The sequence below is a fragment of the Corallococcus sicarius genome, assembly GCF_003611735.1.
Classification (GTDB): Bacteria; Myxococcota; Myxococcia; order Myxococcales; family Myxococcaceae; genus Corallococcus; species Corallococcus sicarius.
Window position 1 is genome coordinate 1 of sequence record NZ_RAWG01000135.1, and the last position, 24,372, is coordinate 24,372.

Annotated in this window: 20 protein-coding genes; 11 read left to right on the forward strand and 9 right to left on the reverse strand. The window is 71.0% G+C overall.

What is annotated here, in order from left to right:
- The first annotated feature begins 220 nt into the window (after positions 1 to 220).
- Both D7X12_RS21090 and D7X12_RS21095 read left to right on the forward strand, forming a co-directional pair.
- Entirely contained in the window at positions 221 to 1,120 is a 900-nt protein-coding gene (locus D7X12_RS21090; protein WP_120627075.1) for a histone deacetylase family protein, read from the forward strand.
- A gap of 86 nt (positions 1,121 to 1,206) precedes the next feature.
- Positions 1,207 to 1,914: a hypothetical protein gene (locus tag D7X12_RS21095; RefSeq protein ID WP_120627076.1), complete on the forward strand. Its 708-nt coding sequence runs from the start codon at positions 1,207 to 1,209 to the stop codon at positions 1,912 to 1,914.
- Positions 1,915 to 1,917: 3 nt separating this feature from the next.
- On the opposite strand, the gene D7X12_RS21100 is transcribed toward D7X12_RS21095, so the two are convergent.
- A complete protein-coding gene (locus tag D7X12_RS21100) occupies positions 1,918 to 2,613 on the reverse strand; it encodes a pirin family protein (RefSeq protein ID WP_120627077.1) in 696 nt (231 codons plus the stop codon).
- A 203-nt stretch (positions 2,614 to 2,816) separates the two neighbouring features.
- Here D7X12_RS21100 and D7X12_RS21105 point away from each other — a divergent pair, with 203 nt between their 5' ends.
- The 6 genes from D7X12_RS21105 to D7X12_RS21130 all read left to right on the forward strand — a co-directional run bounded on the left by D7X12_RS21105 (position 2,817) and on the right by D7X12_RS21130 (position 10,465).
- Positions 2,817 to 3,206 carry a peptide chain release factor-like protein gene (locus D7X12_RS21105; protein ID WP_120627078.1) on the forward strand — a complete coding sequence of 130 codons (390 nt, stop codon included), beginning with the start codon at positions 2,817 to 2,819 and terminating at the stop codon, positions 3,204 to 3,206.
- A 195-nt stretch (positions 3,207 to 3,401) separates the two neighbouring features.
- Entirely contained in the window at positions 3,402 to 7,643 is a 4,242-nt protein-coding gene (locus D7X12_RS21110) for a pilus assembly protein (protein ID WP_120627079.1), read from the forward strand.
- Positions 7,640 to 8,245: a type IV pilus modification PilV family protein gene (locus D7X12_RS21115; RefSeq protein WP_120627080.1), complete on the forward strand. Its 606-nt coding sequence runs from the start codon at positions 7,640 to 7,642 to the stop codon at positions 8,243 to 8,245. The genes D7X12_RS21110 and D7X12_RS21115 overlap by 4 nt, the downstream gene beginning before the upstream one ends.
- Positions 8,242 to 9,363, forward strand: coding sequence for a PilW family protein (locus tag D7X12_RS21120; protein ID WP_244224682.1), 1,122 nt, complete (start codon positions 8,242 to 8,244; stop codon positions 9,361 to 9,363). The genes D7X12_RS21115 and D7X12_RS21120 overlap by 4 nt, the downstream gene beginning before the upstream one ends.
- A gap of 8 nt (positions 9,364 to 9,371) precedes the next feature.
- A complete protein-coding gene (locus D7X12_RS21125) occupies positions 9,372 to 10,007 on the forward strand; it encodes a hypothetical protein (RefSeq protein WP_120627082.1) in 636 nt (211 codons plus the stop codon).
- A gap of 35 nt (positions 10,008 to 10,042) precedes the next feature.
- On the forward strand, positions 10,043 to 10,465 hold the full coding sequence (locus D7X12_RS21130) for an HD domain-containing protein (protein WP_120627083.1): 423 nt from the start codon (positions 10,043 to 10,045) through the stop codon (positions 10,463 to 10,465).
- A gap of 85 nt (positions 10,466 to 10,550) precedes the next feature.
- Here the strand turns inward: D7X12_RS21130 and acnA are convergent, their stop codons facing one another.
- From acnA to D7X12_RS21155, 5 genes are all read right to left on the reverse strand, one after another.
- Positions 10,551 to 13,286, reverse strand: a complete 2,736-nt coding sequence (gene acnA, locus D7X12_RS21135; RefSeq protein WP_120627084.1) for an aconitate hydratase AcnA — start codon at positions 13,284 to 13,286, stop codon at positions 10,551 to 10,553.
- 129 nt (positions 13,287 to 13,415) lie between these two features.
- Positions 13,416 to 14,666, reverse strand: coding sequence for a phospholipase D-like domain-containing protein (locus D7X12_RS21140; protein WP_120627085.1), 1,251 nt, complete (start codon positions 14,664 to 14,666; stop codon positions 13,416 to 13,418).
- A 137-nt stretch (positions 14,667 to 14,803) separates the two neighbouring features.
- Complete coding sequence (locus D7X12_RS21145) at positions 14,804 to 16,411, reverse strand: FHA domain-containing protein (RefSeq protein WP_120627086.1); 1,608 nt, start codon at positions 16,409 to 16,411, stop codon at positions 14,804 to 14,806.
- A gap of 6 nt (positions 16,412 to 16,417) precedes the next feature.
- Positions 16,418 to 17,347 (reverse strand): helix-turn-helix transcriptional regulator, encoded by a 930-nt coding sequence (locus tag D7X12_RS21150; protein ID WP_120627087.1) that lies wholly within the window; start codon positions 17,345 to 17,347, stop codon positions 16,418 to 16,420.
- The gene (locus D7X12_RS21155) at positions 17,344 to 18,375 is read right to left on the reverse strand and encodes a helix-turn-helix transcriptional regulator (RefSeq protein WP_120627088.1); all 1,032 of its coding nucleotides are present in this window, start codon (positions 18,373 to 18,375) and stop codon (positions 17,344 to 17,346) included. The genes D7X12_RS21150 and D7X12_RS21155 overlap by 4 nt, the downstream gene beginning before the upstream one ends.
- A 352-nt stretch (positions 18,376 to 18,727) precedes the next feature.
- Here D7X12_RS21155 and D7X12_RS21160 point away from each other — a divergent pair, with 352 nt between their 5' ends.
- The gene (locus tag D7X12_RS21160; RefSeq protein ID WP_208719185.1) at positions 18,728 to 19,201 is read left to right on the forward strand and encodes a hypothetical protein; all 474 of its coding nucleotides are present in this window, start codon (positions 18,728 to 18,730) and stop codon (positions 19,199 to 19,201) included.
- A 30-nt stretch (positions 19,202 to 19,231) separates the two neighbouring features.
- Here D7X12_RS21160 and proB read toward each other — a convergent pair whose 3' ends face one another.
- Positions 19,232 to 20,359: a glutamate 5-kinase gene (gene proB / locus D7X12_RS21165; RefSeq protein WP_120627090.1), complete on the reverse strand. Its 1,128-nt coding sequence runs from the start codon at positions 20,357 to 20,359 to the stop codon at positions 19,232 to 19,234.
- A gap of 167 nt (positions 20,360 to 20,526) precedes the next feature.
- Here proB and hflX point away from each other — a divergent pair, with 167 nt between their 5' ends.
- Together hflX and D7X12_RS21175 are read left to right on the forward strand one after the other, a co-directional pair.
- Complete coding sequence (gene hflX / locus D7X12_RS21170) at positions 20,527 to 22,182, forward strand: GTPase HflX (RefSeq protein ID WP_120627091.1); 1,656 nt, start codon at positions 20,527 to 20,529, stop codon at positions 22,180 to 22,182.
- A 64-nt stretch (positions 22,183 to 22,246) separates the two neighbouring features.
- Positions 22,247 to 22,705: a hypothetical protein gene (locus tag D7X12_RS21175; protein ID WP_439329387.1), complete on the forward strand. Its 459-nt coding sequence runs from the start codon at positions 22,247 to 22,249 to the stop codon at positions 22,703 to 22,705.
- Between the two features lie 31 nt (positions 22,706 to 22,736).
- Here the strand turns inward: D7X12_RS21175 and D7X12_RS21180 are convergent, their stop codons facing one another.
- A complete protein-coding gene (locus D7X12_RS21180; protein WP_120627092.1) occupies positions 22,737 to 23,744 on the reverse strand; it encodes an NAD(P)H-dependent glycerol-3-phosphate dehydrogenase in 1,008 nt (335 codons plus the stop codon).
- Between the two features lie 29 nt (positions 23,745 to 23,773).
- Positions 23,774 to 24,372 (reverse strand): hypothetical protein (locus tag D7X12_RS42950; protein ID WP_120627093.1); only part of this gene is annotated, 599 nt, incomplete at its 5' end.

A 24,372-nucleotide genomic window follows, 5' to 3' on the forward strand; every position in this document is an offset into this window, starting at 1 on the left:
CCCCGCCCATCCGCCATCCGGAGCCCACCATGAACCTGAAGCCTCTCTCTCGGGCCGTCAGGACGGCCCGAGAGAGAGGCTTCAGGTTCATGGTGGGCTCCGGATGGCGGATGGGCGGGGCGGGCAGCACGCGCCGCCTGCTCCTGTAACGGACGAGTCTTCCGGAAGGTCTACGCCCCCGGTTGCACCCCTCACGGCGCGGCGTTACGCCCCTCGTCCCGTGCGCGTCTTCCACTCCGACCGGTACGCCGTGCCCCTCCCCGAAGGCCACCGCTTCCCCATGGAGAAGTACCGCCTGCTGCGCGAAGCCCTGCTCGCGCGGGGCATCCTCTGCCCCGCGTCCCTCTTCGAGGCCCCCCTCGTGGACCGGGCCGCCCTGGAGCGCGTGCACACCGCGCGCTATCTGGACGCCTTCTTCGGCGGCACCCTCACGGACGCGGAGCTGCGCCGGCTGGGCTTCCCCTGGTCCCCCCTGCTCGTGGACAACGCGCTCGCGTCCGTGGGCGGCACGCTGGCCGCCGCCCGCGCCGCGTTGGAGGACGGCTTCGGCGCCAACCTGGCCGGCGGCACGCACCACGCCTTCCCCGACCACGGGGAGGGCTTCTGTGTCTTCAACGACATCGCCGTGGTCATCCGCGCGCTCCAGGCCGAAGGGGTCATCCGCCGCGCGGTGGTCGTGGACCTGGACGTGCACCAGGGCAACGGCACGGCGGCCATCTTCGCGGGGGACCCGTCCGTCTTCACCTTCTCCATGCACGGCGAGCACAACTTCCCGTTCCGCAAGCAGCCCTCGCACCTGGACCTGGGGCTGGACGACGGGACAGGTGACGCGGAGTACCTGGCCGCGCTCGAGGCCCACCTGCCCCACGTCCTGGAGTCCTCGCGCGCCGATTTGCTCTTCTTCCAGGCCGGCGTGGATCCGCTCGCCGAAGACACCCTCGGCCGGCTGTCCCTCACCCACGCGGGACTGCGCGAGCGGGACCTGCGCGTGCTGGGCGCGGCGCGCGAGCGTGGGCTGCCCGCGGTGCTCACGCTGGGCGGCGGCTACGCGAAGCCGCTGACGCCTTCACTGGAGGCGCACGTCGGGACTTATCTGGCGGCCTGTTCGTTGTTCCGCTGACGTCCAGCTTCCTCGCGTGCCGCTTGCGGGTGCTGTCGTCGCCAGCCCATGCTGGACCCCCGCTTCGCCACCCTGGAGAGCCTCCCATGTCGCGTCCCCTGCCCCGTCTCGCCATCCTCGCCTGCGCGCTGGCCCTGGGCTGCGGCAGCGGGACGCCGTACTACCGCCTGGACTGGGGGGGCGCGGACACGGTGACGGTGACGCCCGGGGACACGGTGCCCTACGACATCGCCGTGCAGCGTGTCGCGGACAACCTGGGGGAGGTGCGCATCCGCGTGGCGGGGGCGCCCGCGGGCGTCACCGTGGGCCCGGAGTTCTCCCTCCCCGAGGGACAGACCATCGTCAACACCACCCTCTCCATCGCCGTCGCGCCGAGCAGCACCGCCTACGGCGTGGGGGGCATCTCCTTCGTCGCCGAGGATCCGGCCAACAACGTCACCGCCGGCAGCGGCATCGCCATCGCCCTCCTGGAGCCGCCCGTCACCCAGCCGGACTTCTCCATCGCCGTGGCGCCCCGCCAGGTGGACCTCATCCCGGGCGCGCGCGGCAGGACGACCGTCACCGTGACGCGCGCGGCGGGCTTCACCGGGCGGCTCGTCATCACGCTGGTGTCGCCCACCCAGCGGCTCACCGCGGACCCGCTGACCCTGGAGGCGGACCAGACGAGCGCCGAGCTCGCGGTGAACACGGACCGCTCGCTCAGCCTCATCCCCGTCATCACGCGCTTCGTGGCCACGACCGAGGACGGCCGCACCGCCACCACCGGCTTCACGTTCAACCTGCGCAACTACTAGCCTTCAGGCCAGGTCGAACAACAGCGCCTCCGTGGGCGCCTTCGCGGCGAACGCCAGGGCCGTCTCCTCCGACACCGCCGCGCCGTCACCGGCCTTGAGCGCCACGCCGTTGAGCGTGGCCTCGCCCTGGATGACCTGCAGCCACGCGTGGCGGCCAGGCGCGAGCGAGGAGTCCACCGACTCGCCCTCGCCCAGCGCCGTGGCGGACAGCACCACGTCCTGGTGCACCGTCAGCGACCCGTCCCGCCCGTCGCGCGACGCCACCACGCGGAACCGGCCGCGCCGCTCCTCGCGCTCGAAGCGCTTCTGCTCGTACCCGGGCGGCAGGCCCTGGCGCTCCGGCAGCAGCCAGATCTGCAACAGGTGTAGCGGCTCATCCAGCGGGTTCATCTCGCTGTGCAGCACGCCCGTGCCCGCGCTCATGCGCTGCACCTCGCCGGGGCGGATGACCGCCTGCGTGCCCATGCTGTCGCGGTGCTCCACGGCGCCGCTCACCACGTAGGTGAGGATCTCCATGTCCCGGTGCGGGTGCTCGCTGAAGCCCCGGCGCGGCGCGACGGTGTCCTCGTTGATGACGCGCAGCGAACGGAACCCCATGAAGTCCGGGTCGTAGTAGTCCGAGAAGGAGAAGGTGTGGTGGGAGTCGAGCCAGCCGTGGTGGGCGTGGCCTCGTGCTTCGGACGTTCGGACGTAGATCATGGGGTGTGGCTCCTGCTGCCCTGGAGATTCACGGCGCGCCCCCGCGTTGCGACGCACGCCTGCCGGCACGGCAACCCCCTGGAAGGACTTGGATCCGCCCCCCCTCCCGGCCGGTGGGCGGCGGGCGTGCCGCGAGGAATGGGAGGCCCCCGTCAGGGAGGCGGTACCGGCAGCGTCCCCCCGGCGCTACTTTGAGGACCGCCATGACGCCGACGACGCCAGTTGCTCCCGCAAGACGCCAGGCCGCCCGGGCCGCCCTCGCCCTGGATGACGAGGCCCTGCTGAAGGTCTGCGACGTGGAGTTCTTCATCGCCTCCGGCCCGGGCGGCCAGCACCGCAACACCACCGCCAGCGGCGTGCGCCTGAGCCACCCACCCACGGAGCTGTCCGTCACCGCCACCGAGCGCCGCAGCCAGTCGCAGAACAAGGACGCCGCCGTGCGCCGGCTGCGCGCGGGCCTGCAGGCCCTCACCTTCGTCCCCAAGGTCCGCAAGGCCACCCGCCCCACCGCGGGCTCCAAGCGCCGCCGCCTGGAGGAGAAGAAGCGCACCTCGGAGAAGAAGGCCGGCCGCGGCGGCAGGGTCGGGGACTAGGCACTTCCTGCTACGCAGCCCGGTGCGCACCTCGCAAGGTTTGCGTAGCCGCGGGTGCCGCCTGGCCACAGCCCCACGGTTTAATTCCAGGGCTTCCCCCGAGGGCCGGTCCGCATCGCCAGGGCACACCGTGTGCAAACCTCAAGGGTGCCCCCGACCCCAGGGGGTAGCTGGTCTCCCACCCCCGGTGAACCCTTGGCACACTCCCTCTTCGGAGCCTCCTCGTCGCGGCGCGCCTTGTTGGGCCTGGCGCTGCTGGTGGCCGTGCCCGCATCGGCCACGGACATCGTCACCTTCAGTCAGGGCTCGCTCATCATCCCGGAGCAGGCCACCTTCCAGCAGGGCTGCGGCAGCCTTTCGGCCTACGGGCTGGTGTGGCGCCTCCTGCAGGCCAACGAAGCGGGCGGCGTCAACGCGGCGCACCCGGTGACGGTGTACCTGGCCATTGACGACGCGAAGCGCTCCCCCAACCGGTGCGTGCCCACCAACAGGCACCTGCCGCCCACGCCGAACAACGGCCAGTGGAACGACCCCAGCTGGAATGACGGCTGCGACTTCCACATCTCCAACCCGAGCGAGGCGCCCGTCGTCCAGGTGCCCCCGCTGGTGCCGCTGCCCGCGAGCGGGCTGTTCCCGGCCAGCAACATCGAGAACTTCGCCACCAACACCATCCAGGCCCGTCCCAACTTCGCGCAGGCGACGCTCAACACCGCCAGCGGCTTCCGCGACGTCCAGTACATGGGCGCAAGCTTCATCATCGACGCGAAGGACGCGAAGCACGCGCTGGACTTCCTGAACTCCTCCGCCGGGCCGGACGCGCCGAACAAGTTCCGCACGCCGTGCGACTGCACCACCTTCACCAACGGCAGTGGCTGCTTCTACGTGCGCATGCACCAGGCCACCATTGAGTTCAACGCCCCCATTGGCCGGCGCCTCAACCGCGTGCCCCCGAAGATCGCCCTGCTGGACCGGCACGACAACAACCCCGGCGACAGCTCCTACGTGAAGGGCGGCATGCTGGACGACTACCTGCGCAACGCGGGCCTGGACTTCCCGGGCGCCGGCGGCTGCCCGCAGGGCACCACCTCCGGCTGCACGCTCAACGGCGGCAACCCCGGCCTCATCTACGACGCGCTCCACGCCAACGCGGACCTCATCTCCACCGCGACGCACAAGAACGGTCTGCTCAACGCCATCGACCCCGCCACCCAGAAGCCGCGCTACCGCGTGTTCTGGGCGCCGCACTGGCAGATCGGCGACAGCACCCGCCCCGAGTACAGCGCCAACGGCGACGGCGCCGTCAACCAGCGCGAGAACGTCCTCAACAACATCGCCCACTTCACGGACCAACGCGGCAACGGCCTCTTCGCCGAGTGCGCCAGCATCTGGTCCTATGAGACGAGCAAGCGCCCGGACAACACCCCCATGGCCCGCTCGCGCTTCCAGGGCGACACGAACTTCGAAATCAACAAGCTGGGCGGAGGCGCCACCTGGGACGGCCGCAACTGCACGGACCCGGACTACCTGGCCCTCGCCGGCAGCCGGCCGGCCTGCATGCTCTACCCGAACCCGGGCGACCCCTTCTCCCAGATGGGTGACTTCCGCTTCAACAACGTGGCGGGCCACACGGAGAACTACCGCGCCGCCAGCTACAAGCCCGGCGTGCGGCGGCTGGCGGTGAGCTGGGAGGGCTACGTGAACGGCGAGCGCTACGACAGCGCCACCGACGTGGCGGTGAACGTCAAGCGCGGTCACGACTTCTTCTCCTTCAACCAGAAGGACAACGACCCGCAGAAGGCGACCGTCGTCTACCTGGCGGGCCACGACTTCAAGGGCAGCGTCGCCGGCACGCGCATCGTGCTCAACACGCTGCTCAACCTGGGCTCCGAACCGCTGCAGAGCGAGCGCACCGTGTCCGCCCCGGTGACGCTGGACGACACCAACGGCAGCGACACCAACGGCTCGCGCGCCCTGCTGTTCAAGACCTCCTACGACGCGGTGTCGGGCTACCCGCCCGGCGTGGACACGTACACGTATGCCCAGGGCTCGCACTGGGTGTTCCCCTACTACCCGGGCACGCTGCGCGCCCACTCGCTCATCGGCGGCAACGCGCTGAGCACGGGCGAGAACGCGCTGGCGGACGGCACCCTCTGGAACGCGGACGCGCGGATGCCCCTGCCGGGCGCCCGCAACCTCTTCACCTACTTCGGCGGCGAGGTGAAGGTGAACCCGGTGCTGGGCGCCAACCGCAGCGCGCCGCACGGGGTGCTGCAGGTGGGCTGGAAGCCGGAGGAGGTCTCCGGCACCCGCATCAACGCGAACTACGGCAGCGCGCCCAACCCCGGCTGCGTGGACGTGATGATGCTCAGCCGCGCCACGGCGCGCGACGGCACCTTCCGCTTCGACTTCGTGAGCGGCGCGGACGGCGTGTGCGACCTGCAGCAGGCGACGCAGTACACGCAGCAGGTGGGCGGCTCGGACTTCGGCCTGACGGACGCGCTGCTCAACAAGACCCGGCTGGCCAACGACTTCCCGGAGGTCGCGCAGATGCTCCAGCGCGTGCGCGGCTTCTGCTTCGCCACCAGCACGCGCCGCGACGGCAGCGGCACCCCGGTGCTGGAGCCCACCGACAGCCAGTGCAACAACGACGACGCGGACAACCGCGCGCACCTGGGCGGCTTCATCCACTCCTCGCCCGTCGTCGTGCCCGCGAGCGCCAACATCCCGGACAAGGTCAGCCCCCGCCCGACGGTGGCCTACGCGGCGGGCCTGGACGGTCAGCTCCACGCCTTCTACGTCTCCGGTGGCAGCAGCTACGACGGCCCGGCGAACGGCCTCCAGTTCCCCAACGAGGACGCCACCACGCGCTTCAAGACGGACTACGCCCGCCTCTTCCGCCAGGGCAGCCCGCCCCCGCCGGGCACGGAGCTCTGGAGCTTCCTGCCCGCCACGCAGCTGGCGGGCCTGCGCAACAACACCGCGCGGGTGAACAGCGCGCCCGTGGTGTTCGACGTGTTCGCGGACTTCGTGGGCACCGGCCGGCGCGAGTGGCACACCGTGCTCGTGGCCAACGTGGGCCAGTCCGGCCGCGACCTGTTCGCCCTGGACGTCACCCACCCGCTCAAGCCGGTGCTGCTGTGGCACCTGGTGGGCAGCCACTTCCCCACCGCCAGCGCGCCGCACTCGGTGGTGGCGCTGGCGGACCGCGCCCAGGGCGGCACGAACTGGACGTACACCTGGGACGAGGACACCAGCCTCTTCCTGCTGCCCCCCAAGGCGGATGCGGGCCGCAAGCCCAGCGGCCTCTATGACTACAGCGGGCTGGGTGGTTCGCGAGGCCTGTCCGTGGGCGTGGGGCGCCTGGGCATGGAGCCGGTGTACGCGGTCTTCGTCGCCTCCAGCAGCTCCGGGGCGCTGGAGGTGACGGACTCGCCGGGCACGCCGTCCAAGGGCATCCAGGTGTTCGCCATCGACGCGGCCACCGGCCAGAAGCTGTGGCAGTGGCAGCAGGCCTACACGAGCGGCGTGGACAACAGCGCGCCCGCCGCGCCCACCGTGTCGCAGGACACGAGCGGCGCCTCGCGCCTCTACGTGGGCGACATGGAGGGCCGCGTGTGGGAGCTGGATGCCTCCACCGGCGTGAACGTCAACGTGGCGCGCATGGGCCCCGCCTGCTCGGAGGCCAGCCCCTGCAAGTACCCCGCGATGGACATCGGCACCCTGCCGCCCACGAGCCAGCCCATCAGCACCAACGTCGGCCTCGCGCGGATTCCCCAGGCGGTCAGCGCCGGCTCCGCCTTCGCGGGCTACCCGGGCAAGCTCGTGGCCCTGGTGGGCACCGCCGGCATGGACTGGGTGCCGGACACCGTGGACAGCCGCCTGCACGCGCTGCTGTTGGATCAGCAGCTGCGCCTGCCGCTGGGCATGGACGGCAAGCGGCTGGACGGTTCGGCCATCACCGCGGGCGCGGCCCACACGGAGGCGGACAAGTACGGCGTGCTCCAGGAGCCGGCGCCCTTCCCGCTCGTCTTCCGGGCGCCCGAGCACATCTACGGCAACATCACCATCGCCGGGCGCACCGCGTACTTCAGCACCGCGGAGCAGTCGGTGAACGACCCCATGCTCCTGAGCGGGACCGTCCGGGGCGCCACCTACAGCATCGACCTGGGCAACACGACGACCACCGCCAGCACCGCCGCCGTGCGCGTGCCCGGCACGACGCTCGCCAACTACGGCGGCGTGGCCGTCTACCACCGCGACAACGGCACCACGTCCCAGGACTTCGTGGTGGGCGCGGAGGTCAGCGCCCTGCACGTCACCCGCATTGACAACGGGTCCAACGAGGGCGCCTCCAGCCCCAACAAGAAGGACTCCGTGAACGGCAGCAACGGCGTGCTCTACCAGCTGCTCAACTGGAGCCAGAGGTTCTTCGAATGAGCCCCCTCCCCTCCTCCCGCCGCGCCCCCGCGCGGGGCAGCGGCCTGCTGGAGGTGCTCATCTCCATGAGCATCCTCGCGCTGGCCGCCGTGGGCGCCGTGATGGGCATGGTGGCCGCCACGCGCGACGTGAAGGACGGCCAGGTGCTCCAGGGCCGGCGCATGCTGCTGGAGTCGCGCATCCAGCGGATGTGGCTCGCGTCGAAGGCGGAGTTCCTGAGCAAGGCCGTGGTCCGGCCGGCCACCTTCCCGCCGGAGATCGCGTTCGGCACGGCGCCGTGGGTGCTGGATCCCAGCCCTCCGGTGGCGGCGGACGTGGGCACCGGCGCCTACTTCCGCGTGCTGCCCACGGGCCAGGTGGAGCCGGCGACGGGCGTGCCCGCCAACACGCCCTGCACGGCCGCCACCCCGGACGCCGTCCTCCCCAAGGACGTCTACTGCCGGGAGATCCTCGTCACCCAGGGGCTGCCCCGGGACCTCCCGGCCGCCTCCGCGGCGCTGGTGCCCGCGGGCGCCCAGCCCTTCACCGTCTGGACGCGCGTGTTCCGCAAGGGCGACAGCCTGGAGCGCGCGCTCATCCACACCGAGGTGTTCGTCCAATGAGCCGTCAGATGGAGTCCCAGGCCCCCGCGCGGCGGCATCCCCTGGCGCGCGGCATGACGCTGCTGGAGACGATGGTGGCCGCGGCGCTCGCGACCATCATCCTCGGCGCGGCGGCGGCCCTGCTGCTGGCGGGCGGGCGCGTGGTGCACAACACGGAGCACGTGGCGGACAGCCACGACCACGCGCGCCTCGCGGGCGAGCAGCTGCTCTCCGCGGTGCGGCAGGCCGGGGCGGGCATGTCGGAGGGGCTGTGGGTGGTGTCCGCGGGCACGGCCCTGCGCATCAACCCCATCTTCGGCGGGGACGGCGCGGGCACGGGCCAGCTCGCCGCCACCACCACGGGCAACGTGCCCGGCACCGACGGCAGTGACGACCTGTGGCTGGTGGTGCCGGACCGCAACTACCTGGGCCGCGACTGCGCGCCGGGCGCGGCGATGACGGTGGTGCAGCCGGGCACCGGCGCCCTGCAGGTCAACTGCGTGGGCACCCCCAGCGGGGCCGCTCCGGCCACCCCCATGCTGGTGGCCAGCAACATGAAGAGCGCCGCGCTGCTCACCCAGACGTCGGTGACGAGCAGTCCGCCCACCGCCACGGTGAACTACCTGGAGTCCGGCGTGCCGGGCTTCTCCAACGCGCCCCACAAGGGCGGCTTCCAGCGCGGGGACCTGGTGTATCCCGCGCGGGTGCTGCACTTCTTCATCGGGGCGCACCCGACCACGGGCCGCAAGGCGCTGATGCGCGCGGAGGGCAGGCCTGGCACCGACGCCGCGGGCCGTCCCTTCATGGACATGGGGGACCCGGTGGTGCTGCAGGACTTCGTGGAGGACTTCCAGGTGGCCTTCGGCGTGGACGCGACCAACTCGGGCGACGCCGCCAGCTACGTCTTCCAGCACGGGCTCAAGCCCGAGTACACGCCGGGCCTGCGCTCGGTGCGCATCAGCGTGGTGGCCACCGGCCGCACGCCCCGGCGCGACACGCAGAACCAGGCGGTGCTCTCCGAGGACCTGCCCATCGCGGTGGAGAACCACGCCCCGGCCCCAGTCCCCCCGGATGGCTACTTCCGCAGCCTCTTCTCGCGCCGGGCCGAGCTGCCCAACCTGGCCTCGGCCAGCCTGTGAGCCCCACCATGTCCCCGCGCCCCTCCTCCCGTTCCACCCGTGGCGCCACGCTGCTGCTCGTGGTGCTGCTCGTCACCGTGCTGCTGGGCCTCGTGGCGGGCGTCATGGCCTACGCCAGCAGCGAGCGCACCCGCGCCGTGTCCTCCAGCCGCGTGGGTCAGCGACAGAGCTGCGCGGAGAGCGGCCTCCAGCTGGCGCGCGGCTACTTCGGCCGCAACTACGCCCAGTGGGACAGCTTCCTGAAGCAGCCGTCCGTCTATGATCCTGTCGCGTCGCCCACCAACCCCACGCCCGCGCTGCCGCGCGACCTGACGGCGGCCACCGGGCGCACCGCCATCAAGGCCGCCAACCCGGCGCTGTTCGCGGACCTGGACGGGGACGGCAAGGACGACGTGTACCTGTACATCCGCGACAACGAGGACGAGTTCAAGCCGCTCGCCCCCGACTGGACGCGGGACAATGATCAGCAGGTGGTGGTGGGCGCCATGTGCATCAGCGAGACGCTGATTCCGCGCCGGGGTGACAGCAACCGGCAGGACCCCTCCGCCCTCGCCGTGGAGGGCATCCTCCAGTACAACGGCGGCGGCCAGGCCTACACCGCGCAGACGGCGGGCGGCACCGGCTCCGGCAACCTGAACCGCTGAGCCTTCACGCAGCTGGGCGTGACAAGCTGTCCGCCATGCCCACGCTCGAAGACGCCATCGCCCTCGCGGTGGCCGCGCACCAGGGCCAGCGCGACAAGGCTGGCCAGCCCTACATCCTGCACCCCCTGCGCGTGATGCTGCGCCTGGGCAACGACACCGAGCGCACCGTGGCCATCCTCCACGACGTGGTGGAGGACACCCCGTACACGCTGGAGCGGCTGCGCGGGCTGGGCTACGCGGAGGACGTCCTCGCCGCGCTGGACTGTCTGACGAAGCGCGAGGGGGAGTCCTACGAGGCCTTCATCGAAAGGCTGCGGCCCCACCCCGTGGCCCGCCGCGTGAAGCTGGCGGACCTGGAGGACAACATGGACGTGCGCCGGCTGTCCGCCGTCACGCCCAGGGACGCCGAGCGCCTGTCGCGCTACGTGGCCGCCTGGACGCGCCTGCGAGCGGAGTAGCTCCCAACCGCCCCAAAGACGACGGCCCGGCGACCCTCCGTGAAGCGAGGGTGGCCGGGCCGCGAACCATCACGACGAAGGCGCGTTACGCCTTGGCGAGCTGGCGCAGCACGTACTGGAGGATGCCGCCGTTGCGGTAGTAGTCGAGCTCGTTGGGCGTGTCGATGCGGCACACCGCCGTGAACTCGATGGGGCCCTTCTCACCGGTGGCCTTCACGGTGAGCTTCTTCTGCGGCGCCAGACCGTCCGCGACGCCCGTGATTTCGAACGTCTCCTGGCCGGTGAGCCCCAGCGACTGCGCGTCCTGGCCCGCCTCGAACTGCAGGGGCAGCACGCCCATGCCCACGAGGTTGGAGCGGTGGATGCGCTCGAAGCTCTTGGCGATGACGGCCTTCACGCCCAACAGCTGCGTGCCCTTGGCCGCCCAGTCGCGGCTGGAGCCGGTGCCGTACTCGGCGCCCGCGAGCACCACCAGCGGGATGCCGTCCGCCTGGTACTTCATGGACGCGTCGTAGATGCTCATCCGCTCACGGGTGGGGATGTGCACCGTGACGCCACCCTCCACGCCGGGCACCAGCAGGTTCTTCAGGCGGATGTTGGCGAAGGTGCCGCGCACCATCACCTCGTGGTTGCCGCGCCGGGCGCCGTAGGAGTTGAAGTCCTTGGGCTCCACGCCTTCCGCCATCAGGTACTTCGCGGCCGGGCTCGTCTTCGCGATGTTGCCCGCGGGCGAGATGTGGTCCGTCGTCACGGAGTCACCCAGGAGCGCCAGCACGCGCGCGCCCTTGATGTCCTGCGTGGCCTTGGGCTCCTTCGGGAGGTTCTCGAAGAAGGGCGGCTTGCGCACGTAGGTGGACTTCGGATCCCACTGGAACGTGGAGCCCTTGCTCACCTGGAGCTGCTGCCACAGCGTGTCGCCTTCCATCGCGTTGGCGTACTGGCTGCGGAACTGCTCCGGCTTCACCGCCGTGCGGATGGTCTCCCGGATCTCCTGGTCCGACGGCCAGATGTCCTTGAGGAACACCGGCTTGCCGTTGGGATCCATGCCCAGCGGCTCGTTGTTCAGGTCGCGGCCCACTTCACCGGCCAGCGCGTACGCCACCACGAGCGGGGGGCTCGCCAGGTAGTTCATGCGCACGTGCGGGTTGATGCGGCCCTCGAAGTTGCGGTTGCCCGACAGCACCGCGGCCACCACCAGGTCACCCTCCACCACGGCGTTGGACACCGCCTCCGGCAGCGGGCCCGAGTTGCCGATGCAGGTCGTGCAGCCGTAGCCCACGACGTGGAAGCCCACGGCCTCCAGGTAGGGCAGAAGCCCTGCGTCACGCAGGTACTCGGTGACGACGCGGCTGCCGGGGGCGAGGCTCGTCTTCACCCACGGCTGGGGCTTGAGGCCCTTCTCCACGGCGTTCTTCGCCAGGATGCCCGCGGCCACCAGCACGGCCGGGTTGGACGTGTTGGTGCAGGAGGTGATGGACGCGATGACGACCGCGCCGTGGCCCACCTGGTAGCTCTGCTTGCCGGCCTTCACGGTGACGCTCTGGGCCAGCCGCTCCGGGGGCACCGGGGCCGCGGGGGCCTTGGCGCCGCCCTTGGGGCCCTCGTCGTCCTCGCCCTTGCTCTTGCCGGCGGACAGCATCTCCACGAGCGACGCCTCGTAGCCCGCCTTCATGTCCTTCAGGGGCACGCGGTCCTGCGGGCGCTTGGGGCCCGCGAGGCTGGGCACCACGGTGGACAGCTCCAGCTCCAGCGAGTCGGTGAAGAGCGGATCCGGCGCGCCGTCCGTGCGCCACAGGCCCTGCTCCTTCGCGTACGCCTCCGTCAGCGCCACGACGTCATCCGGGCGGCCGGTGAAGCGCAGGTAGTTGCAGCTCTCCTCGTCCACGGGGAAGAAGCCGATGGTGGCGCCGTACTCCGGGGCCATGTTCGCGATGGTGGCGCGGTCCGGCAGCGACAGGTTCTTCAGGCCGTTGCCGTAGAACTCCACGAACTTGCCGACGACGCCCTTCTTGCGGAGCATCTGCGTGACGGTGAGCACCAGGTCCGTCGCCGTCGCGCCCGGGGGCAGCTTGCCGGTGAGCTTGAAGCCCACCACCTGGGGAATCAGCATCGTGATGGGCTGGCCCAGGAGCGCCGCCTCCGCCTCGATGCCGCCCACGCCCCAGCCCACCACGCCCAGGCCGTTGATCATCGTCGTGTGGCTGTCGGTGCCCACGAGCGTGTCCGGGTACACCGTGGTGCCCTGGCGGAACGTCACCTGCGCCAGGAACTCCAGGTTCACCTGGTGGCAGATGCCGATGTCCGGCGGCACCACGCCAAAGCCCTTGAACGCGCTCTGGCCCCAGCGCAGGAAGGCGTAGCGTTCGCGGTTGCGCTCGAACTCCAGCTCCGCGTTCTCGCGGAAGGCCGCGGTGGTGGCGAACGAGTCGATCTGCACCGAGTGGTCGATGACGAGGTCGGCCGGGTTGCGCGGGTTGATCTTCGCGGGATCGCCACCCATGGTCGCGAGCGCTTCCCGCATGGCGGCCATGTCCACGACCGCGGGCACGCCCGTGAAGTCCTGGAGCAGCACGCGCGCGGGGTGGAAGGAGATCTCCGTCTCCGGCGCGGCCTTGGGGTCCCACGCGAGCATCTTCTCGATGTGCTCACGCTTGACGACGCGGCCGTCCTCGTTGCGCAGCAGGTTCTCCAGCAGCACCTTGAGCGAGAACGGGAGGCGGTTCACCGCCGGGTGGGCCTTCGCCAGGGTGGCCAGGCTGAAGAGGTCGTAGGTGGCCGAGCCCACCTTGAGCTTGCCCTTGGTGCCGAAACTGTCCGTCATGTGCGTTGCCGTCCTTCCGTGCCGGAATGAGGCAACTTCTAGGCGCGTCGCACCCGGCATGCAAAGGGTTCCTGCACCGCGTTGAGCGCGGTGGACGGTTGCCTCGAACCCGGGGATGACGGCCGTGCTTCAGAGGACCTTGCGGAAGAAATACAGCACGCGCTCCACGGCCTTCTGCCAGAGGGGCCGGCGGCGGAACGCGGCGAGGTCCACCTCGCGACAGTCGCCGCAGTCCAGGCGGAACGAGTCCTCCAGGTCCCGCCCCAGCCGGGGGTCCGCGAACACCGCGTTCACCTCGTGGTTGAAGGCGAGGCTCAGCCGCTCCAGGTTGAACGAACCGATGGTGCCCCACACCCCGTCCACCACGGCCGTCTTGGCGTGGAGCACGCCGCGCTGCCACTCGAAGATGCGGATGCCGGCGCCCAGCAGCGTCTCGTAGAAGGCGCGCGTGGCGTGCTCCAGGAAGGGATGGTCGCTCTTGCCGCCGTTGAGCAGCAGGCTCACCTCCACGCCCCGCCTCGCCGCGTCCTTGAGCGCGGACACCATGCGCCGGTCCGGCACGAAGTAGCCCGCGGCGATGAGCACGCTCTTGCGCGAGCGCTGGATGGCGTGCAGGTAGGCGCGGTGGATGCTGCGGCGGCTGGACAGCACCGCCAGCCCCACGTCGCCCTTCCTGGGGCCGGGCTCCGGCACGAAGGTGCCGCGGATGCGCCGCTGCAGCCGGCTCAGCCGGTCCTGGAACATCATCCGCCACGTCGCGAGGAAGCGGCGCTCCAGCTCGTGCACCGCGGGACCTTCAATCCGCAGCACGTCGTCGCGCCACGCGACGCCCTGCCCTTCGGGCGCCCAGTGCGCGGCGATGTTCACCCCGCCGGTGAAGGCCACCGTGCCGTCCACCACCAGAATCTTCCGGTGGTCGCGGCGCAGGAGGTAGCGCAGCCCGCGCGCCAGGCTGAAGGGCTTGAAGGCGCGCACGTCCACGCCGCGCTGGCGCAGCCCTTCGAAGAAGCTCTTGCGGCTGGTCCAGGAGCCCACCGCGTCGTAGAGGACCTTCACGTGCACGCCGCGCTCGGCGGCCTCCGCCAGCGCCTGGCCGAAGAGTTCGCCCACCGTGTCGGTGACGAACATGTACGTCTCCAGGCGGATGGAGCGGCGCGCGCGGCGGATGGCCTCCAGCATCTCCGGGTAGGCCTCCACGCCGTCACGCAAGAGCCGGCACGCGTTGCCCTGCAGCGTGGTGTGGCGGTGGGGCAGGTAGTACCGGGCGAGGAGCCGCCGCGACACCCCGGGGTTCCACACCGGTCCGTGCTCCGGCACCGGCCCCGGACTCCGGCTCGGAGTCCGCACCAGCTCCAGCCCCGTTGGACTCCGCTCCTCCACCCCGACCTCCTCCCCCCGCTGCTCGCGCCTCACCCTGTTGAGGGTGCGAACGGAAGGGGGGACCGGCAACCAGGACGGGCCCCGCCCGCCTTCCAGGCGGGGTTGCACCGTTGGCTACCGGACGGGGATGCGGACTGCTACAGGCCGTATTCCGCGCGCTTGTTCTCCGCGCGCGTGGCGCAGGGCTGATCGTACTCCGGGAAGTAGTCGCGCATGTGGTCCAGCGTGAGCGCGGCCTTCTTGTAGTGGCCCTGGTTGTAGTAGCCCTCCACCTCCAGCAGCAGCTTGGAGCACGTCCGGTCCAGCTCCTGCTGGGCGGTGCGCATGCGCTCCTGGGCCTCGAAGTAGAGGTCCGGCTTGGGGTCCGGGTGGGCCTCCAGCATCAGCCACGCCTCGCGGAAGGACTTCCACGCCTCGTAGCGGTTGCGCGCGCCGATGTCCGGCGTCTCGAAGTTCTTGCGGCCCTTCTTGAAGGACTCGCCGGCCTGCTGGAGCAGCTGCTGCGTGGAGAGGTCCTCTGGCAAGAGCGCGCGCTCCACCCAGACGTTCCAGATGCGCCAGGGATCCTCGCCGGGCGGGTTGCGGGTGTTGTCGAAGATGATGCGGTTGGGCTCGCCCTTGCGCAGCTGCTGGGGCGGGATCATCAGCTCCAGCGAGCGCTCCTGGCTGGCCAGCGTGTCCGGGGGCACCTTGCCCACGTCCACGCCGTTGACGCTCACCACGATCTCGTCCTTGGAGATGCCCTGCGCCTGGTAGTGGAGGATGACCACCGCGCGCGTGGCGGCGATGAACTCCCACTCGAACACCTTCATGTCCGGGCGGTTCCAGGTGACGTCGTCGCCCAGGCCGAACGAGTCGTTGATGGGCTGGTTCGTCAGGCGCACGGGCTCCTCGCCCTTCTGCACCTGGTCCCCGCCGCCCAGCACCAGCCAGTACAGCAGGCCGAAGAGGCCCAGCACCACCACGCCGCCGCCGGCCATCACGCCCGCGCGGACCTTGGAGTTCGCCTCCGCCCAGAACAGGCGCAGGTTGGCCATCAGGCCCGGCGTCTCGCGGCGGATGCGGGCGCGGTCGGCGGCGGACAGGCCTCCCGCGGAGCTGCCGGCCCGCGGAGCGGAGCTGCGCGCCACGGCCCGGGACGACTGGGAGCCCGTGCGACGCGCCGGCGGGGGCGCGGGCGCCGGACGCTCCAGCGCCGCGGGGGCCTCCTCGTCGGGCGGGGGCTGTTGCGGCGCGGCGCGCTGGGCGGTGTTGGTGGGCCGGCGCACCGCGCGCATGTTCATGCGGGTGGACTCCGCGCGGATGCCCTGCAGGTCCTCCTCGTCGGCGCCTTCGGGGGCCAGCGCGGAGCCGCCCTTGTTGCGCTGCTTGCGCACGGCGTCGATGGAGACGATGCGCGTGCTGTTGGCGCCGTCCTCCGCGGGCGCTTCGTCCTCGCCGGTGGGCGAGTCCTCCTGCGCGAGCGCGAACACGAACGTCACCGGCCCCAGCGTCACCGAGTCCCCGTCGACGAGCGCGTGCTTCTGCACCGCCGTGCCGTTGACGAGCGTGCCGTTGGCGCTCTTCTGGTCCTCCACCGCGTAGCCCTCGCCGTCCTGGAAGATGCGGCAGTGGCGGCGGGAGACACCGGGGTCGTACAGCACCACGTCACACTCGGAGGTGCGACCGATGAGCACGGAGTCCTGGTCGAAGACGAACTCCTTGCCAGCGTCTTTTCCCTCGGAGATCGTCAGTTGGAAAGCCATGTCGTCCTAGGAGCCTAGCGAGGCATGCACGGCTCGGGCAACGGCAGCGCGAGCGCTCGCCGGCTCCAAGACCTCCGCCTCTCCGCCGAAGGATAGCACCCACTGCGTGAGCCAGCGCTCACTGTCTCCGGCCACCCGCACCTCCACCCCTCCGTCAGCGAGCGGGCGGGCGTCCTGCCCGAACCGCTCCTTCACGTAGGGGGCGGCCGTGGGCGTGAAGCGGACCCGGACGGAGTCCCCCGTGGTGCCGCGCGCCGGGTTGGGCACGTCCGCGCGGGCGTCCGCCGGGGGCTGGAAGGCGGTCGCCGTGACGGCCAGGTCCTCCATCCGGTCCAGGCGGAACAGGCGCGCGTCCTGGCGGGTGTGGCAGAAGCCCTGGAGGTACCACTGGCCCCGGTTGCTGAGCAGCTCGTAGGGGCGCACCCGGCGCGGCTCCGGGACGCGGCCGGGGCTGGCGTAGCCGAACGTCACCTCCCGCCGCTCCAGGATGGCCTGGGTGAGCGGCCCCAGGGCGAGGGGCGCCTCCGCGGTGGCGTCGATCTTCCGGTACATGTCCCGGAAGCGCTCGCGCGCGGCGGGCGGGATGATGCCCTCCAGCTTGGACACGGCGCTCTGGAGCGCGTCGCCGGTGGCCGGGCGCAGCAACTCCGCCGCGGCGGCCAGGGCCGCGGCCTCGCCCGCCGTCAGCCGGGGCGGCGCGAACAGGCGCTGATCCAGGTCCACGTAGACGCGGTCGTTGTCCACGTAGATGTCGATGTAGTCGTCCGGGTTGAAGGGCGGCCGGCCCACGCAGGTGAGCAGGTCCAGCTCCTCCAGCAGGTCCTCCCGGCTGATGGTGAGGGCCTTCGCCAGGGCCTCCACCGTGACGCCCGGGTGCTTGGACACGTAGGGGACGAGGAACAGCAGGCGCCGCAGCCGCTCGTGGACGTTGCTCATGCGATCACCCGCTGTCCGTTGCCGTCCACCACCGCGTGCTTCTCCAGGATGCGCGCGGCCATCTGCTCCAGGCGCTCGCGCGCCTCCGGAGGCCCCTCCACCCGGCAGTCCGCCCCGAGCGACAGGACGAACCGCATCAGCCCGTCCACGAACGTCACCGGGAAGCGCGCCCGCGTGACGCCCTCCTCCACCGGCTCCAGCACCGCGCCGGGGAACAGCGAGCCCGCGCGCGAGGCCAGCGGCCCCGACAGCCTCAAGGCCACCTCCATGGGCGCATGGAAGCGGTACTGCCACGGGAAGTACGCCACGTGCGCGTCGAGCGAGAAGTCGGCGGGCACCTCGAAGTCCGGCGTGCGCGGCCGGGCGGTGTTCACCTTCAGGTCGCGGATGCGGTGGACGTGGAAGGTGCGCAGCCCCTGGCGCAGGTGGCAGTAGCCCACCAGCGTCCACACGCCGCGCCGCAGCGCCAGCCCGTACGGGTCCACGCGCCGCTCCGTCGGCCCGGACTGCTTCGGGCTGCCGTAGACGATGTGCACCCACTTGTGGGTGGAGCACGCCTCCCAGAGCTGCTCCAGGCGGGCGGAGACCTCCTTCTCCTGGCCCTCCTGGCCGGTGCCCAGCTCCATGCGCACGCGCGGGGTGGGCAGCGATTCGCCGGCGAAGAAGCCAATCTTGCGCAGCGCGTGCGCCAGGTCGTCGCGGCCCGGGAAGGCGCCCGAGGCCAGCGCGGCGGACCCGGCGGCGTAGAGGACGGCCAGCTCCTCCTTCGTGAGGTCGGCCTCCGGCAGGTAGTAGACGTCGCGGTCGACGAGGTAGCCGTCGCGCCGCTCGTCGTCGCCCTGCACGTAGCTCAGGGGGAAGCCCAGCTCGACGAGCTCCGCCTTGTCGCGCTCGAACTTGCGCTCCGCGGCGTCATCCGAACCGCCGTAGTCGGCGGGGAAGTGCTCGCGCAGTTCGGCCCACGAGATGGGTTCCCGCGCGTCGAGCAGCAGTGCCACGAGATCAAGGATGCGTTCCGTGCGGTCCATTCAGAAGATCGGTCACGATGGCGGACAGGACCCGGGAGATCAAGCGACCCGGGACATCCAGGGTGGGAGGGCAGTGGCCTGGGGGGACAGGAGAAGGAACAGCGGAGGCGGCCGGGCCCCTCCAGGGGGGATAGCCGCCCCCACCTGAACAGGCAAGCAGGTAACGCCATGTACCCCCTGTTTCGTCCGCCAGCCAGCAGACAACCGGGGGCGTGGGGCTCGCACTCGGGGCGCGTCTGGGTTATTCCTTGGTCATTGTCGAATTGAGTGCGAAGCGTCAATGGATCCACCCGGGTCCGTTGGCTGCCGTGGGGCCGACGCGGCGGACGGATGCTTTGACGAGGGCTCAACCATGGACCGCACCTCCCTGCTGAAGACATGGCTGCCCGGGCTGGCGTTGGTGCTGCTGGCCTTCGTCTCCACGCCCGCGCAGGCGCGCTCCGAACCGCTCTACTTCGCGCTGGAGGTCCGCCGCGACGGCCGCCTCATCGCCCAGCCCAAGCTGCTCGGGGAGGCCGGCCGCACGCTGCGCGCCGAGCGCCGCCGTCCGGGCGCCCTGGTGCCGGACTACCGGCTGGTGCTGACGCCGCGCGGCGAGGGCAACTCGTTCCAGCTGGAGCTGGACCTGTCGCTTCCGGAAGGCCAGGGCCACTCGCAGCTCGCCCTGCTGCACGGCCAGGAGCGCAAGTTCCAGCTCGGCCGCGTGCCGGGGGAGCTTGAGGTTTCGCTGCTCCTGATGAAGGTGGACTCTCCGGAGTTCCGCGCGCTGATGCAGCTCACGGACGAGGCGCCGGGCACGGTGCAGTCCGTCTCCAGCTCCATGTAGGCGCCCCGCCTGCGGCCACCCCGCCCACCGCTACAGCACCGCCAGGTCGTCGCGGTGCACGGCCTCGTCCAGGTAGCGGTAGCCCAGCACCGCTTCAATGTCCGCGCTGCGCCGTCCGGTGATGCGCCGCAGCTCGTTGGCGTCGTAGGTGGAGAGGCCCCGGGCGAAGACCGCCCCGGAGGCATCCGCCAGATCCACCGGGTCGCCCCGGCTGAACTCCCCTTCCACGCCCGTCACGCCGCTGGGCAGCAGGCTGCGCTTGCCGGCGACGATGGCCTCCCGCGCGCCCGCGTCCACCACCAGCCGGCCCCGGGGCCGCAGGGCGTGGGCAATCCACGCGGTGCGGGCGCTGCGGCGGCTGCCCGCGGGCTCGAAGAGCGTGCCCAGGGGCTCGCCCTGGAGCACGCCCCTCAGGCGGCCGGGCACCGCGCCAGAGGTGATGACGCACGGGATGCCCAGCTCCGCGGCGCGCGCGGCGGCGCGGACCTTGGAGGCCATGCCGCCGGTGCCCACGTCGCTGGCGGTGTCGCCCGCCAGGGCCAGGACCTCCGGGGTGACGCTCGCGACGGAGGCCATCAGGCGGGCGCCCGCGTCGCGGCGCGGGTCGGCGGTGTAGAGCCCCTCCACGTCGGACAGGAGCACCAGCGCGTCCGCCTCCACCACGCCGGCCACCAGGCTCGCCAGCGTGTCGTTGTCGCCGAACTTCAGCTCGTCCACCGACACGGTGTCGTTCTCGTTGATGACCGGCACCACGCCCGCGGCCAGCAGCCGGTCCAGGGTGTGCTTCACGTTGAGGTAGCGGCGGCGCTCCTGCACGTCCTCGTGGGTGAGCAGCACCTGCGCCACCGTGCGGGCCGCGTGGCCGAAGGCCTCCTCGTACGCCTGCATCAGCCGGCTCTGCCCCACCGCCGCGCACGCCTGCTTGCCGGGGATGTCCCGGGGCCGCGCGGGCAGCCCCAGCCGCTCCATGCCCAGCGCGATGGCGCCGCTCGACACCACCACCAGCTCCCGCCCTTCCGCGGCCCACAGCAGGTCCTGGCCCAGGGCCTCGAAGTGGGCGCGGTTGAAGCGGCCCGTGGCGCTCGTCAGCGCGTTGGTTCCAATCTTCACCACCACGCGGCGGGCCCCGCGCAGGGCATTGCGTGCGGAATCAGTCACGGCGGGCAGCGTAGGCCGGAAATGGAAAGGACGCGCGAAGCCCGGGTGTTCATCTGTATTCGCAGCGGTTCAAATGAAGGTGGCTTTGTCATGAAACCCGAAGGCTCCAGGTCCATCCAACGCATTGGAAACGGCGCGGGCCTGTCGTCCGTGCCAGGAGAAACGGTTTGAAGGAAATCTTCGGCAACACCTTGGGTCTCAAGTCGAGTGAGCAGCAGCGGCTGCGCAACACCTTCCGCCGCCGCGTGGACCCGCGCGAAATCGTGTCCGCGGAGCTCGCCCGTCACCTCACCGAGCTGTCGCACGAGCTCAACCGGCAGGTGGGCGTCCTCATCAACCGCAAGGGCGACATCGAGCACGTGGTGGTGGGTAATGCCCACAAGCTGGAGCTGCCGGACATCGGCCGTGCGCGCGCCGGGCAGATCCGTCTGCGTGGCCTGCGGCTGGTCCACACGCATTTGAAGAGCGAACCCCTGACGAAGGACGACCTCACGGACCTGGCGCTGCTGCGCCTGGACTGCGTGGCCGCCGTGGGCGTGGGCAACGAGGGCCTGCCCGGGGTGCTGCACTACGCGCACCTGGTGCCGGAGAACGGCACGGGCGAGTTCTGGCAGGTGTACAAGCTGCCCAACGTGCACGGCGAGCAGCCGGACCTGCTGGCGACGCTGGACGCGCTGGAGGAGGAGCTCAACCGCAAGGCGGCCGCGCGCACGGTGTCCGGGCGTGAGAGGGCCATCCTGGTGGCGGTGTGCCTGGACGGCGACCGCGCGCGGGCGGAGTCCTCGCTGGCGGAGCTGAAGGAGCTGGCGCGCACCGCGGGCGTGGAGGTGATGGACAGCGTGCTCCAGGTGCGGCGGGAAGCGGATCCGCGCTACCTCATCGGCCGGGGCAAGCTGGACGACCTGAACCTGCGCTCCATGCAGTCCATGGTGGACCTGCTCATCTTCGACAAGGACCTCACCCCGTCGCAGGGGCGCCACATTGGAGAGGCGACGAGCCTCAAGGTGTTGGATCGCACCCAGCTCATCCTCGACATCTTCGCCCAGCGGGCGCAGACGTCCGAGGGCAAGCTCCAGGTGGAGCTGGCGCAGCAGAAGTACCGGCTGCCCCGGCTGGTGCAGGGTGACGACTCGCTCAGCCGGCTCATGGGTGGTGGCGTGGGTGGCCGCGGCCCTGGCGAGACGAAGCTGGAAATCGACCGTCGCCGCGTGCGCGAGCGCATCACGAATCTGGAGAAGCGCATCGACCTCATCAGCCGCGAGCGCAGCGTGCGCCGCGCGCAGCGCAACCGGCGCGAGGTGCCGGTCATCTCCATCGTGGGCTACACCAACGCGGGCAAGTCCACGCTGCTCAACGCCATCACCAACGCGGAGGTGCTGGCGGAGGACAAGCTGTTCGCCACGTTGGATCCCACGAGCCGCCGGCTGCGCTTCCCACGGGAGCGCGAGGTCATCATCACCGACACGGTGGGCTTCATCCGGGACCTGCCCAAGGACCTGGTGGCCGCCTTCCGCGCCACGCTGGAGGAGCTGTACGACGCAAGCCTCCTCTTGCACGTGGTGGACGCGGGCGACCCCGCGCGCGACGACCAGGTGGAGGCGGTGGAGAAGATCCTCAACTCGCTGGGCCTGATGGAGAAGCCGCGCCTGATGGTCTGGAACAAGGCGGACCTCCTGCCGGCGGACGAGGTGGAGATGCTCCTGCGCACCCGGGGCGGCGTGGCCATCAGCGCCGCGAAGCGCGAGGGCCTGGCGACGCTGCTCGCCAAGGCCGACACCACCCTGTTCGCCGAGGGTGCGTCCGAGTCCATTGGCGTCGTCTAGGCGCCCCGGGGGAGTGGGGCGGGTTGCCGGCGCGGAGGGCTCCCCGTAGAGTCGGGGGGCCTTGATGCCCGCGCTGAACCAGCTCCTCCCCTTGTTGACGGCCCAGATTGAAGGCCTGCCCGGACAGGACTCCGGGCCGGACTACGAGCGGCCCGTCTCGTCCATCACCACCGGCTACATCGAGCTGCTGGAGAGGAACAGCCACATCGTCTACCCGGTCATCGCCGTGGTGACGCTGCTGCTCATCGCCTGGGGCATCCTCTCCGCGTGGCGGACGCAGGACCTGGACGGCCTGCAGAAGAACGAGTTCAAGCGCGCCATCATCAACGAGCTGCGGCGCCAGCTGAGCGGCATGCCCGGCGACCTGCTGGGCAAGACCATCGGGTTGGACCGGCTCAAGACGAACCGCCTGCTGGAGGAGATGCAGACGGAGGGGCTGGTGATGAGCCACACCAACTCCGAGCGGCTCACCGTGTGGCGCGTGCGCGGCGCCAGCCCGGAAGCCAAGCCGCGCCGCTACTAACAGGCAGCGCGGCCTGGACGCCCGGGGGCCTTCAGACGCCCGACAGCTCCGACTTCGGCTGACGCGTCATCAGGTCCACCACCGCGTTCTTCGCGTTCTTGCCCTCGTAGGCAATCAGGTAGACCTGATGGCAGATGGGCAGCTCCACGCCCGTCTTGAGCGACAGGTCGCGCGCGCTCTTGGCCGTCTTCACGCCTTCAGCGACCTCCTTCATGTCCGCGAGGATGTCCGGCAGCTTGCGGCCCTTGCCCAGCTCCATGCCCACGTGGCGGTTGCGGCTGAGCTCGCCCGTGCACGTGAGCACCAGGTCGCCCATGCCGGACAGGCCGGACAGCGTCAGCGGGTTGGCGCCCTTCCTCACCGCGAGCCGGGTAATTTCCGCGAGCCCGCGCGTGATGATGGCCGCACGCGCGTTGTGGCCCATGCCCAGACCGTCCGCCATGCCCGCGGCGATGGCGATGACGTTCTTGAGCGCGCCGCCGTACTGCACGCCCACGACGTCCGTGGACGTGTACGAGCGGAAGGTGTCCGTCTGCAGCGCCTTCTGGCAGCGCTGCGCCACCTTGTCCCAGTGCGACGCGATGGTCACCACCGTGGGCATGCGCCGCGCCAGCTCCTTGGCGAAGCTGGGGCCGGAGAGCACCGCGACGTACGGGTGGAACTCCTCCGGCAGGCAGTCCTCCATCAGCTCCGTCATGGTGAGGAGCGTTTCGTTCTCGATGCCCTTGGACACGGTGATGAGGGGCACGCCCTTGGGCAGGAACGGCTTCGCGCGCGCGAGCACCTCGCGGGTGGCGTGGCTGGGCGTGGCGAGCACCACCATCTCCGCGCCCGTCAGCGCCTCCTCCAGGTCCGTGGTGGCGCGCACGCGCTCGGAGATGGGGATGCCCTTCAGGTAGGTGGGGTTCTCGTGCTGGGTGTTGATGGCCTCCACGGTGCCGGGCTCACGGCCCCACAGCCGGACCTCCTCGCAGTTGACCGCGAGCACGTTCGCGAGCGCCGTACCGAACGAGCCTGAACCGATGACACTGCCGCGCATGAGGACCTCGGGTCGAGAGGGAGGGGGTTCTAGAACAACGTCGACACCACGCCCATGGACAGCGTGGGCATGACCTCCGCGTCCGTGGCGCGGCTGCGGAAGTCGGCGCCGAGCGAGACAGCGTAGGACGTCTTCTCCCCCACGGGAAACTCCGCGCCCAGCCGCACGAGCACGGCCGCGTCCACCTTCAGCTCGGGCGGCAGGCCACCCAGGGGGCTGGACTGGGTGGGATGCGTGTCGAAGGACACCAGGCACCGCAGGTCCATGTACGGTCGTATCGAGCGCGGCCCCTCGCCCTGGAAGGAGAACACGAGGCCCGGGGCCACGTTCCAGTCGCGCCGGCCGCTCAGGTAGCGCGCGCCCTTCTCCTCCGTCTCCGGAGGGCGCAGGAAGAACGCATGCCCCCCGTCCACCACGACGGCCAGGCTGGCGCGCGGGCTGTCCAGGGCGGTGAAGCGTGCGCTGGCGCGCGGCTCGATCATCAGGCCGTAGACGCTGTCCACGCCCAGCCCCAGGTCCAGGCGCGGCAGGACGCCGTACACGGCCCGGGCGGACACGAAGGGGAAGCCCACCTCCAGGCCCACGCCCAGGTGTCCCGCGCCCAGCGACCGTCCACCGTAGAGCCCGT